The sequence below is a fragment of the Staphylococcus pseudintermedius genome (assembly GCF_034042775.1).
Taxonomy (GTDB): Bacteria; Bacillota; Bacilli; order Staphylococcales; family Staphylococcaceae; genus Staphylococcus; species Staphylococcus pseudintermedius.
On sequence record NZ_CP120150.1, the window covers coordinates 889370 to 900851 of the forward strand.

11 protein-coding genes are annotated in these 11482 nt (G+C 38.0%); 7 read left to right on the forward strand and 4 right to left on the reverse strand.

Annotated features, from left to right (window positions below; genetic code table 11):
* Window positions 1–20: 20 nt before the first annotated feature.
* Together P3U61_RS04050 and P3U61_RS04055 are read right to left on the reverse strand one after the other, a co-directional pair.
* Complete coding sequence (locus P3U61_RS04050) at window positions 21–947, reverse strand: manganese-dependent inorganic pyrophosphatase (protein ID WP_172425815.1); 927 nt, start codon at window positions 945–947, stop codon at window positions 21–23.
* 57 nt (window positions 948–1004) lie between these two features.
* The gene (locus P3U61_RS04055; protein WP_014613442.1) at window positions 1005–1556 is read right to left on the reverse strand and encodes a cysteine hydrolase family protein; all 552 of its coding nucleotides are present in this window, start codon (window positions 1554–1556) and stop codon (window positions 1005–1007) included.
* 80 nt (window positions 1557–1636) lie between these two features.
* On the opposite strand from P3U61_RS04055, the gene P3U61_RS04060 reads away from it, so the two are divergent.
* Entirely contained in the window at window positions 1637–2743 is a 1107-nt protein-coding gene (locus P3U61_RS04060; RefSeq protein WP_015729400.1) for a glycosyl hydrolase family 28-related protein, read from the forward strand.
* 52 nt (window positions 2744–2795) lie between these two features.
* Here P3U61_RS04060 and P3U61_RS04065 read toward each other — a convergent pair whose 3' ends face one another.
* Both P3U61_RS04065 and P3U61_RS04070 read right to left on the reverse strand, forming a co-directional pair.
* A complete protein-coding gene (locus P3U61_RS04065; RefSeq protein ID WP_015729399.1) occupies window positions 2796–3599 on the reverse strand; it encodes a prephenate dehydratase in 804 nt (267 codons plus the stop codon).
* A 43-nt stretch (window positions 3600–3642) separates the two neighbouring features.
* Window positions 3643–4713 (reverse strand): nitric oxide synthase oxygenase, encoded by a 1071-nt coding sequence (locus tag P3U61_RS04070; RefSeq protein ID WP_063278577.1) that lies wholly within the window; start codon window positions 4711–4713, stop codon window positions 3643–3645.
* Window positions 4714–5343: 630 nt separating this feature from the next.
* Between P3U61_RS04070 and P3U61_RS04075 the strand changes: the two genes are divergently transcribed.
* The 6 genes from P3U61_RS04075 (at window position 5344) to P3U61_RS04100 (ending at window position 10539) form a co-directional block, all read left to right on the forward strand.
* A complete protein-coding gene (locus tag P3U61_RS04075; protein ID WP_014613446.1) occupies window positions 5344–6819 on the forward strand; it encodes a nicotinate phosphoribosyltransferase in 1476 nt (491 codons plus the stop codon).
* A complete protein-coding gene (gene nadE, locus P3U61_RS04080) occupies window positions 6812–7642 on the forward strand; it encodes an NAD(+) synthase (protein WP_041613345.1) in 831 nt (276 codons plus the stop codon). The genes P3U61_RS04075 and nadE overlap by 8 nt, the downstream gene beginning before the upstream one ends.
* A 61-nt stretch (window positions 7643–7703) precedes the next feature.
* Window positions 7704–8273, forward strand: a complete 570-nt coding sequence (locus P3U61_RS04085) for a DUF2179 domain-containing protein (RefSeq protein ID WP_014613448.1) — start codon at window positions 7704–7706, stop codon at window positions 8271–8273.
* Window positions 8263–8451 carry an NETI motif-containing protein gene (locus P3U61_RS04090; protein ID WP_014613449.1) on the forward strand — a complete coding sequence of 63 codons (189 nt, stop codon included), beginning with the start codon at window positions 8263–8265 and terminating at the stop codon, window positions 8449–8451. The genes P3U61_RS04085 and P3U61_RS04090 overlap by 11 nt, the downstream gene beginning before the upstream one ends.
* Before the next feature lie 422 nt (window positions 8452–8873).
* The gene (gene purB, locus P3U61_RS04095; RefSeq protein ID WP_014613450.1) at window positions 8874–10169 is read left to right on the forward strand and encodes an adenylosuccinate lyase; all 1296 of its coding nucleotides are present in this window, start codon (window positions 8874–8876) and stop codon (window positions 10167–10169) included.
* A 67-nt stretch (window positions 10170–10236) separates the two neighbouring features.
* On the forward strand, window positions 10237–10539 hold the full coding sequence (locus tag P3U61_RS04100) for a YerC/YecD family TrpR-related protein (RefSeq protein WP_014613451.1): 303 nt from the start codon (window positions 10237–10239) through the stop codon (window positions 10537–10539).
* Window positions 10540–11482: the final 943 nt, after the last annotated feature.

The following is an 11482-nucleotide window of genomic DNA, read 5'->3' on the forward strand; positions in this document are numbered from 1 at the left end:
CCTTTGTTTATATTTTTAAATTATGATAATGCTTCTGTAATCGGTGGTACAATTTGTTTTTTACGAGAAACAACGCCTGGCAAAAATGCTGTGTGATTGTCTAATGTTGTGTTGAATGCTTGAGCAATTTTCTCTTGTTCTGCACCAACAACAAGAATTTTTGAGTCGCTATTAATAATGTCTGTAACGACAAGAATAAATGTGTCGTAACTATTTTCAGCACTTGCTTTATTCATTGCATTTTCAAGCGCTTCTTGACGTGCAAACACTTCTTCGACATCCACACTGTTCACTTGTGCGATACGAACTGTGTAGTCCCCCATACTGAATGATTTTGCATCTGTATTTAATAATTCGTCTTCTGTTTTATTTGTTGTAGAAGCACCAGCTTTTAACATCTCTAAACCGTATGTTTGTAAATCGACATTAGCGATTTTAGCGAGTGCTTGTGCTGCATCAATATCTTGTTGTGTACATGTTGGGGATTTGAATAATAAACTGTCTGAAATAATTGCAGATACCATTAAACCTGCAATCTCAGGACGAATTTCATAGTTGCGCTCATTATACATTTTGTACAAAATCGTTGCTGTACAGCCCACAGGCTCCGAACGGTAATAAAGCGGACCTGCTGTTTCAAAATTCGCGATTCTGTGATGATCAATGACATGTCGAATATTCGCTTTTTCAATGTTGTGAGCGCTTTGTTGAAACTCATTATGGTCAACTAAAATGACGTCTTGCCCAGTTAAGTCATCTGTTAAGAATTCTGGAACTTCTACGTTGAAATAATCTAACGCATATTGAGTTTCAGGACCTAACTCACCAATACGAAATGCTTTAGCTTCCTTGTTTCCATGTTGTTGTTCGAAATCTGCCATTATGATTGCCGAAGAAATGGCATCAGTGTCTGGGTTTTGATGACCAAAAATATAAGTTGTCATTATTAAATCTCCTTATTCATATTATAAATTTCAGTTCTATTTTAGCACGGCGAATAGCAATTATTCTACCTGAGCGCCCAATGTCGTTTTAAAATGTGTGAGTGCCCATTGGTGTCCAGCTTCATTAAATGTCGCTACACCTTTTTTAGGGATAATTAATTGATAATTTAAATTGTATGCGCTAATCGCAGTGTGTAAGACACAAATATCTGTACACACGCCGACAATTTCAATAGTGTCGACTTGGCGTTCGCGTAACATACTATCTAAAGGGGTGCCGTAAAATGAATCGTAACGGCGTTTATCTATAAAATAAACATGTGCGCTATCTTTTATCGTATCATATAATGCTTTCACTTCACCATACAATTCACGACCTTTTGTGCCTTTAATATTGTGTGGTGGGAAACATTTTGTCTCAGGATGGTAAGGATCATCTTCAAAATGTAAATCCATCATGAAAAAAATATTTTCTTGTGCTTCGTGGTATGCTTTTATACGTTCCACAATGTACGGCTCAATAGCTTGACCAGCCGCACCACAAGTCAGTTTACCATCGTCTGCAACAAAATCATACGAATAATCAACAACAACTAAAGCTTTATTTGACATTTCATTCTCTCCTAAAAGTGGTATAAAGATTAAACAACAGTATAATAAGTATAACTTAATCGCGAAAGGAAGGCACGTATATGAAAATAAATGTTTTAGATTTTGGTGCAAAAGGCCAGAATCGATTGTTAGATACTTGGGGCATACAGCGTGCGCTCAACCAAGCTCAAAAAGGACCGATTACTGTCTACATTCCTAGCGGTACTTATCATATCGCAAAAGCATTAAAGATTTATGAAGGAACGACGCTCATATTAGACCCAGATGCACAAATGTTAAGGACTGGAAAAGATGCATTGTTGAAAAACGGCACAAGTTTAAAACGCTATTACGGATACAATGGCAACAGTCACATTAAAATTCAAGGCGGCATTTGGAATATGAATGGCGTCCATTACCCTTACAATAATACAGCAATGTGTTTAGGACATGCACAAGAAATTGAAGTTTGTCATTTAACAATTAAAAATGTTGTAGGAGGTCATGGGATAGATGCTTGTGGGCTCGACGGTTTGCACGTCCATCATTGCAATTTTGTTGGATTTTATGATGTGACTGGTGAACGTTGGTTTTCAGAAGCGGTACAATTAGATTTATTTGTTGAAGGCGCCTTTCCAAAATTTGGTGTCAATGATGGCACGATTACGAAAAATGCGGTCATCGAACATTGTTATTTTGGTAATTCGTTTGAAGGAGATATGCAAAGTTGGAATCGTGCAATAGGTTCACACGCGACACGCTTCGATCGTTTTTATGAAAATATCATTATTCAACATAATGTTTTTGAAGATACGCAAGATTATGCGCTAACGCCATTAAAGGGTAAAAATATCTTTATTCAGCATAATCTGTTTTTAAACTGTACAGGTGGGATTCGTTATTTAGGTGTACATCAAGGTAAAAATGCAGTGACTTTAGAAGGAAATCATGAAGGTAAACAAGGAGGCGACGGTTTGTATGTAATGCACAATGACTTTGTGAATAACGGGGCTAAAGATGTCCTGCACATTCGAAGTCACCATGATGCACCCCATACCGATGTCAACGTGATAGGCAATACATTTATGGGCGGACATCAAGTCGCGCAATTAACAGGTGTACATGACATTGCTATTTTAAATAATGAACATTCACCTCAATGGAATCAAAAGCATGTCACAGCATTCATCACAGATAAAAGTGAGTAACTAGGAAGGGGGATGGGACATTAAGTTATCCCATCCCCTTCTTCAACAATTATTAATGAAAACGGCCTAAATTTTTAATTTTGAAATCAAGAGTCTCTAATATCGTTAATATTTTGTTTAACACTGTTGTATCTGGGCATTCGGCTTGAACGAAAAAGCGATACATGCCTAATTGTGTTTTGAGTGGTCGAGACTCTATCCATTTTAAATTGACTTGAAACATCGCAAACGTGTTCAAAATACTCGCAAGGAGACCTGGTTTATCTTCTGTCGGTGTAATGACTAATAAACATTCGGATCCACTTTGATTTGTCACTTCAGAAGCATGTTTTAAAACGAGAAAACGCGTCATATTATGAGGATAATCCTCGATGTGTGTCGCGAGTGCCTCATATCCATACATTTCTCCACTTCCGAGAGGGGCAATCGCACCAGTTGTGGCATCAATTTTTTCGAGTGATGCGACAGTGCTCGTCGTATAATCATAGTCAAATTGTTGTTCATGAATAAACTTTTGTGTCTGACTAATCGCTGGGCTGATAGAATAGACACGCTGAATATCTTTGAACGATTGATTTGGTAAACCGTACAGTGCAAAGGCGATATCTAAAAATATTTCTTCAATGATGACAAAATTTTGTTCGATAAGTGAGTCGGCAATCACATTAATCGTACCTTCAATAGAATTTTCAATCGGCACAATTGCACTCGCTGACGGGTCTTTTTGTAAGGATGACATCACTTCATACAAATTAGAACGTTCGACCAATTGTTCTTTTTGATTTGTCTGAGATTGTAATTTCAAAGCTGCTAAATATGAAAAAGTACCTTTAGGACCAAGGTAGAAAAGTGTCATAACCTCATTCCTTTCACATGAATTGCCTTTATTTTACATGATGTTAGTGAAAAGGACAGCCTGTTGATGTATTTTTCTTGTAAAAAAAGTTCGGTTGACGTGTTTCGTTGGAAAAACCGTGATGATAATTGGTGGTCAAAGTAGGTGACAACGGTGGTGCGAGCCAAGACCATTTGCCTGTAACAGTTCTGCCTTTACGTGCTTCGGCGGTTTCGAATTTTTCAAACTGTTTAGAGGCCGTTAAATGATCGACCATGGACACGCCAGCTTTTTTAAATGATTGTAAGACAGCATCATTGATTTCAACGATCACGCGGTCTTTGTTAAAAGTTGCATTTCGTAAATCTGTATAGCCCATCGCCGTCGCAAATGTTTCCAGTAAATTGTAGCGGTATGTATCTGTAAAGTTGCGAACAGCAATTTCTGTCACCATATACCAACCATTGAAAGGTGCTGTCGGATAAGTGATACCGCCTATTTTTAAATCCATATTTGAAATAATGGGTACAGCATACCATTTCAAATTTAGCGCTGACACATTCGGAAATTGGTCATGTGTAATCGGTACTTCCATAATCCAATCTGAAGGATAGTCAAAATACTTCACAGGTTGATTAGGGAGTTGATAAATGAGTGGCAACACATCAAAGTCGGTATGTGCGCCCGTCCACCCTAAATGTTGAGCCAGCTTCGTGATCGATTTTTCACTTGGATCGCCTTTATCGTCATATCCTGCATACCGAATCAGCTGATTATTCCAAATTTGAGGCCCCTCTTCATCCGACTGCGCATAAATCGTTATACAAGGCTTGATACGACCGTCATTAGTCGCAGTTTTGATGTGTGATTCAATGGATTCTAAAAAGGGTGTTTCTTCTTTAATATCCCGCGCATCAATCACCTTCAAGCTTTCCCAAAATAAACGACCGATACAGCGATTAGAATGACGCCAAGCTACACGTGCACCATAGGTCAGTTCATCTGTCGTATGTTGGTATGTCCCTGTTGTATGAATGGCTTGTTCTATTTCTGCTAAGCGCGCATCACGTTCAGTTGTAGATAAATCTAATTCATCATACATTTGTTTAATAAATGCTTGTGCTTCTTTTAGCATATTCCCCACCTCATCGTTATTATAATGAAATTCATGTCACCTTTGAAATGAATATGACAATTGTCATAATATTGTTTGACTTTAATGATTCTTGAAACAGTAAATATCGGCAATTTGAACCTTAGTTGAGTTCATTACGTTAATCTCACTCGTTATACTTATAGAGTGAAAAAGTACAATGAAAGATTGCCAAATGATAGGAGACGCTTGAGGAATCAGCTGAACCTGAAAATCCATCACCAATTTTGAATAGCCACAGATACATAGTTGATGACTACTTTGAAAGATTAAGGCATGGCATATTAGAATAGAAAGGGAATATCACGATTGATAAGACTTTCGCATAAAAAGGTTTGAAGTGAATAAAATTGCAGAATGCCCCGAGACGCCTGAGGTATTAAAGCGAAATTGAAAATACACCAAGCCTTTCCTTTCTGTAACAGTTGAATCAAAACGTTGGTTAGTGGGAGTGAGCGTCTAGGAACGCAAGGGTGGGTTCGCAACCAGTATGGTAAGGACAAAGAATAAATTTAACTTTAGAGCCCTTAAAATTGAAATGTTCAAACGCAAGAAACCTTTCCTATTGTGTGATATGATAGCAATAATAAGAAAAGATAAAAGGAGTCTATCATGTATCAATATAAAGATGACAGTTTCATGTTACATAATGATTTGTATCAAATTAATATGGCCGAATCGTATTGGTTTGATGGTATCCATGAGCGTAAAGCAGTATTCGACCTCTACTTCAGAAACATGCCTTTCGGAAGCGGTTATGCCGTATTCAATGGTTTACAACGCGTCATTCAATTGATTCAAAATCTTCATTTCTCAGTCACAGATATTGAATACCTTAAATCCATTGGTTATCAAGATGACTTTTTAAACTATTTGGCTGATTTAAAATTTACTGGCAATATTCGTTCAATGAAAGAAGGCGAACTTTGTTTCAATAACGAACCGCTCATGCGTATTGAAGCGCCACTCATTCAAGCACAGCTCATTGAAACAGCATTGCTCAATATTATTAATTTCCAAACACTCATCTCAACAAAAGCGAGTATTATTAAACAAGTAGCTGTCGATGATGTATTAATGGAATTTGGTACAAGACGTGCACATGAATTTGACGCTGCGTTATGGGGCGCGCGTGCTGCAATCATTGGTGGCTTTGATTCGACAAGTAACGTACGTGCAGGGAAACTTTTCAATATTCCAGTCTCTGGTACACACGCGCACGCATTTGTACAAACGTATGGTGATGAATATACTGCTTTTAAAAAATATGCAGAACGACATCGCAATTGTGTATTTCTGGTTGATACGTTCCATACTTTAAAATCAGGCGTACCAAATGCGATTCGTGTCGCAAAAGAACTTGGCGACCGTATTAATTTTATCGGTATTCGCTTAGATTCAGGTGATATCGCTTATTTATCGAAAAAAGCGCGTCAAATGTTAGACGAAGCGGGTTTCAAAGATGCGAAAATTATCGCGTCAAACGATTTAGATGAACAGACGATCAGCAGTTTGAAAGCACAAGGCGCTGCTGTTGATTCTTGGGGTGTCGGCACAAAATTGATTACCGCTTATCAACAACCTGCTTTAGGTGCTGTGTACAAACTGGTTGCTGTAGAGAACAACGAGGGCAAACTTGTCGATCGGATTAAGCTTTCCAACAATGCTGAAAAGGTAACGACACCAGGTAAGAAAAAAGTGTACCGCATTATTAATACGAAAACGAACAAATCAGAAGGGGACTATATTACGCTAGAACATGAAGACCCGAATGAAGAAAAAGTTTTAAAAATGTTCCATCCGATTCACACATACAAAATGAAGCGAATTAAAAACTTTAAGGCCGTTGATTTACATCATGACATTTTTAAAGACGGTCAGCTCGTTTATGATTGTCCGACAGAAATGGAGGCGAAAGCATATTTGAAAAGCAACTTGGAATATTTATGGGAAGAAAACAAGCGTTACTTGAATCCTGAAGAGTACCCTGTCGATTTAAGTACGTTATGTTGGGAAAATAAACAAAAGCGCATTTTTGAAGTCGCTGAAAATGTAAAGGAGATGGAAGAAAAGTATGACCATGAGTGAAATGCAGGCGATGATTGTAGAAGAGATGAAAGTGAAACCGAGTATCGATAGTGCTGAAACGATTAAGGAGATGCAACATTTTATCGAACAATACCTCCATGCACATACGTTTGTTAAGACGTTAGTGCTCGGGATTTCAGGAGGTCAAGATTCTACTTTAGCCGGAAAACTTGTGCAGCTCGCTGTAGAAAATATGAGAAATGCTTCAGGTAGAGATGTTCAGTTTATTGCGGTGAAGTTGCCGTATGGTGTGCAAAAAGACGCTGATGAAGTCGAGGATGCATTGAACTTCATTCAGCCTGACCGTATCCTGACTGTAAATATCAAACCGGCTGTCGACCAAAGTGTGCAGTCGCTAAAAGAAGCGGGTATTGCATTAAGTGATTTTCATAAAGGGAATGAAAAAGCTCGAGAACGCATGAAAGTGCAATATGCGATAGCGGCGAATACGAGTGGGATTGTTGTCGGTACAGATCATTCTGCAGAAAATATCACGGGCTTTTTCACAAAACATGGAGACGGTGCGGCAGATATTGCGCCACTATTCGGTTTGAACAAACGTCAAGGTCGTCAACTGTTACAATATTTAGGCGCACCCGCACATTTATATGAAAAGGTCCCGACTGCGGATTTAGAGGATGACAAACCCCAACTTCCGGACGAAGAAGCTTTAGGCGTGACTTATGAAGCGATTGATAATTATCTTGAAGGAAAAGGCGTATCACCAGAAGACGCAGCAGTAATCGAGCGTCACTACGTCAGAAATGCACATAAACGTGAATTGGCATACACACGCTTTTCATGGCCTAAATCAGATAAGTAATGACAAATATAAAAGAACTTGATACAATGAGCTAGATTTTTAAAAGGAAAAGAGGGTGCGTATGAGTTTAATCAATGACAATCCTTGGCTAATGCTCATTGCCATTTTCGTCATTAACGTTGCCTATGTCACAGCACTGACGATGCGTGTGATTTTAACGTTAAAAGGTTACCGTTATGTTGCGGCACTTGTTAGTTTTGTAGAAGTGTTTGTCTATATTATCGGTTTAGGTTTGGTGATGTCGAGCTTAGATCAATTTCAAAATATTATTGCCTATGCCCTTGGTTTCTCTGTGGGGATTATTGTAGGAATGAAGATAGAAGAAAAACTCGCACTCGGTTATTCGGTCGTCAATGTTACGACAGCAGACTATGAGTTGGATTTGCCTCGTCAGCTGCGTGCACTAGGATATGGTGTAACGCACTTTGGTGCACATGGCCGTGACGGTGACCGTTTAGTGATGCAAATTTTAACACCGCGTCGTTATGAATTGAAACTAATGGATACGATTAAACAATTGGATCCTAAGGCATTTATTATTGCGTACGAACCTCGAAATATTCACGGTGGTTTCTGGGTTAAAGGCGTAAGAAGTAAAAAAGTAAAGGCGTATGATACAGATGAAATTTAAAGTTGAACCTGATGAAACGATTCAAGATTGTTTAGCAAGAATGAAAGCGGCAGGATATATGCCAGTGAAACGGTTTGAAAAGCCCGTGTTTATCGAAAATGAGCACGGTGACATCGAAGTGTTAAGACAAGAGATTGAATTTACAGGTAAAAAAATACCGGATGCTTTTGAATCATAAGAGAAAGGCAGCACATAACAATTGAACATGTGCTGTCTTTTTTATAGCTATGATGTACATTGAATATGTTAAAGCAATCCAATGACAACGTGTTACTCGAAAAAGAAATATCGAATGTTTTAATGATTTAACTTTTTAATGTTCGTCTTTGTTGTGTGTTGTCAAGAGTGAGACATGAACTTGAAGTACCGAAAACGAACATGTAGAAATGCAAATCAAAGCACGATAAACTTTGAATTATCAGTATTTTGATGGTTGGATTACATTGGAATTTACTATGCGTATGAATGAAAACAATAAATTGACACGAATAAGCATTTGAGGCTTGATTACGAACGATAAATTTGTTTGAATAATACATGTACACGATTGATTGTTTTGATACAATGAAACTAACATTACAAGATTGGAGTTTAATAAACATGATCGAACGTTATTCAAGAGAAGAAATGGCTCAAATTTGGACGGATCAAAATCGTTATGAAGCTTGGTTAGAAGTGGAAATCCTTGCGAGTGAAGCATGGAGTGAGTTAGGTTACATTCCGAAAGAAGATGTGAAAAAGATTCGCCAACATGCACGTGTAGATGTGGACCGTGCAAAAGAAATCGAACTAGAAACACGCCATGACGTTGTCGCTTTCACACGTCAAGTCTCAGAAACTTTAGGTGAAGAGCGTAAATGGGTACACTATGGTTTGACTTCAACTGACGTTGTAGATACAGCGTTAAGCTATCAGATTAAACAAGCGAATGACATTTTAGAACAAGACATTCAACGTTTCATTGATGTTTTAGCAGCGAAAGCGAAAAAGTATAAAACAACATTAATGATGGGGCGTACACATGGTGTGCATGCTGAGCCAACGACTTTCGGTTTGAAAATGGCGTTATGGTATGCAGAAATGCAACGTAACATGGAACGTTTCAAAAATGTAAGAACTGAAATCGAAGTCGGTAAAATGAGTGGTGCAGTGGGGACGTTTGCAAACATTCCGCCTGAAATTGAAGCCTATGTTTGTAAACATTTAGGTATTGGTACTGCACCGATTTCTACACAAACGTTACAACGTGATCGTCATGCATACTACATTGCGACGTTAAGCTTAATTGCAACTTCTCTTGAAAAATTTGCTGTCGAAGTGCGTAATCTTCAAAAAACAGAAACGCGTGAAGTGGAAGAAGCATTTGCTAAAGGGCAAAAAGGCTCTTCAGCAATGCCGCATAAACGTAATCCAATCGGTTCGGAAAACATTACAGGTATCGCGCGTGTGATTCGCGGTTACTTAACGACTGCATATGAAAATGTCGCATTATGGCACGAGCGCGATATTTCACATTCTTCAGCTGAACGTATTATGTTGCCGGATGTAACGATTGCATTAGATTATGCATTAAACCGTTTCACAAATATTATTGATCGTTTAACAGTTTATGAAGAAAACATGACTGAGAATATGAATAAAACGTTTGGTCTGATTTATTCACAACGTGTGTTGCTTGCGCTTATTGATAAAGGTATGGTCCGTGAAGAAGCTTATGATACAGTACAACCAAAAGCAATGGAATCTTGGCAAACGAAAACGCCATTTAGAGAACTTGTAGAAGCGGACACGAAAATTACAGATAAGCTTTCAAAAGAAGAACTGGATGCTTGTTTTGACCCTAGACATCACTTGAACCAAGTTGATACAATATTTAAAAGAGTCGGTTTAGAATAATTTCACTACACTTTAATCTATTAATCCGTTAAAATAGTCATAGATTATGAATATAGGGGTTGTTCGCATGCAAATAGAAAAATTACGCGGAAAAGCTTTAGATGAGTTATTCGATGCAGTTTTAACTTTAGAGACGCGTGAAGAATGTTATCAATTTTTTGATGATTTATGTACAGTGAATGAGTTACAATCTTTATCACAACGCCTTCAAGTTGCGAAGATGATCAAGCAAGGTTACACTTATGCAACGATTGAAAAAGAATCAGGTGCATCGACGGCTACAATTTCTCGCGTTAAACGTTCTTTACAATGGGGAAATGATGCCTACACAATGATTTTAGACCGTATGAATATTGAAACTAAATTGTAACTGAATGAAATAAGTAAAATGAAGAGACTTCTTTCAACATTGACTTTTAATAAAGTGAATAGCGAAAGAAGTCTTTTATTTTCGAGGCAGTTAACATACCGCGTTGAAGTGAAAAGGACGTCTCTTATTGATAAAAAGTCAGCAGATGCACTTTGGTTGATGATAGCATTCATTTTTGCGAAGTGGTTAATTAATGTGAAAATCATGACCAAAGTCTGAACTGTTTCTTTTATTTGAGCAATGCACACGCACCACTCAATTTTCGTGCGAGAGTATCAAATGAAACAGTGCGTTCAAATCACACTACAAAAAATACAAATAAAGCACTTTTGAATCACGGAATGGTTATCTTTTAAGTGGCTGTCTGACAGTTGGAAGAACATGATAAAAAGTCAGCAGATGCACTTTGGTTGATGATAGCATTCATTTTTGCGAAGTGATTAATTAACGTGAAAACCATGACCAAAGTCTGAACCGTTTCTTTCATTTGAACCATATACCCACATGTTCATATTAAACGCAGTAGCTATCTAAATAACGTTAACTGAGTGAGATGCATGACATTGCTCTCCTCCTTTGCTTCTGTTCATGCGAGATTGCCGGATGGACGAGACTCCCGAGGGAACAGCTGATCCGGAAAATCCACCAACGCTTACAACAATTGTCACCGTAAAATCAAAGCGTTGGTTAGTTGAAGGATCAGCCCCTGGGAACGCGAGTCCAAGACGGCAATAGTATGCAAGTGACATGTTCAAAAGGAGCGTATGCAAGTGACATGTTCAAAAGGAGCGTATGCAAGTGACATGTTCAAAAGGAGCGTATGCAAGTGACATGTTCAAAAAGGAATGCATGCATATGACATGTTCAAAAAAAGTAAGCACAATCATCAAATGAACTTAGATATCAACCACCAAAAGTGCTATAATATGAGTTACGAAAATTA

Excerpts from the sequence above, each read along its gene's own strand:
- P3U61_RS04055 (WP_014613442.1), bottom strand. The coding sequence starts at position 1,556 with ATGTCAAATAAAGCTTTAGTTGTTGTTGATTATTCGTATGATTTTGTT.
- P3U61_RS04060 (WP_015729400.1), top strand. The coding sequence starts at position 1,637 with ATGAAAATAAATGTTTTAGATTTTGGTGCAAAAGGCCAGAATCGATTG.
- P3U61_RS04065 (WP_015729399.1), bottom strand. The coding sequence starts at position 3,599 with ATGACACTTTTCTACCTTGGTCCTAAAGGTACTTTTTCATATTTAGCA.
- P3U61_RS04070 (WP_063278577.1), bottom strand. The coding sequence starts at position 4,713 with ATGCTAAAAGAAGCACAAGCATTTATTAAACAAATGTATGATGAATTA.
- P3U61_RS04075 (WP_014613446.1), top strand. The coding sequence starts at position 5,344 with ATGTATCAATATAAAGATGACAGTTTCATGTTACATAATGATTTGTAT.
- nadE (WP_041613345.1), top strand. The coding sequence starts at position 6,812 with ATGAGTGAAATGCAGGCGATGATTGTAGAAGAGATGAAAGTGAAACCG.
- P3U61_RS04085 (WP_014613448.1), top strand. The coding sequence starts at position 7,704 with ATGAGTTTAATCAATGACAATCCTTGGCTAATGCTCATTGCCATTTTC.
- P3U61_RS04090 (WP_014613449.1), top strand. The coding sequence starts at position 8,263 with ATGAAATTTAAAGTTGAACCTGATGAAACGATTCAAGATTGTTTAGCA.
- purB (WP_014613450.1), top strand. The coding sequence starts at position 8,874 with ATGATCGAACGTTATTCAAGAGAAGAAATGGCTCAAATTTGGACGGAT.
- P3U61_RS04100 (WP_014613451.1), top strand. The coding sequence starts at position 10,237 with ATGCAAATAGAAAAATTACGCGGAAAAGCTTTAGATGAGTTATTCGAT.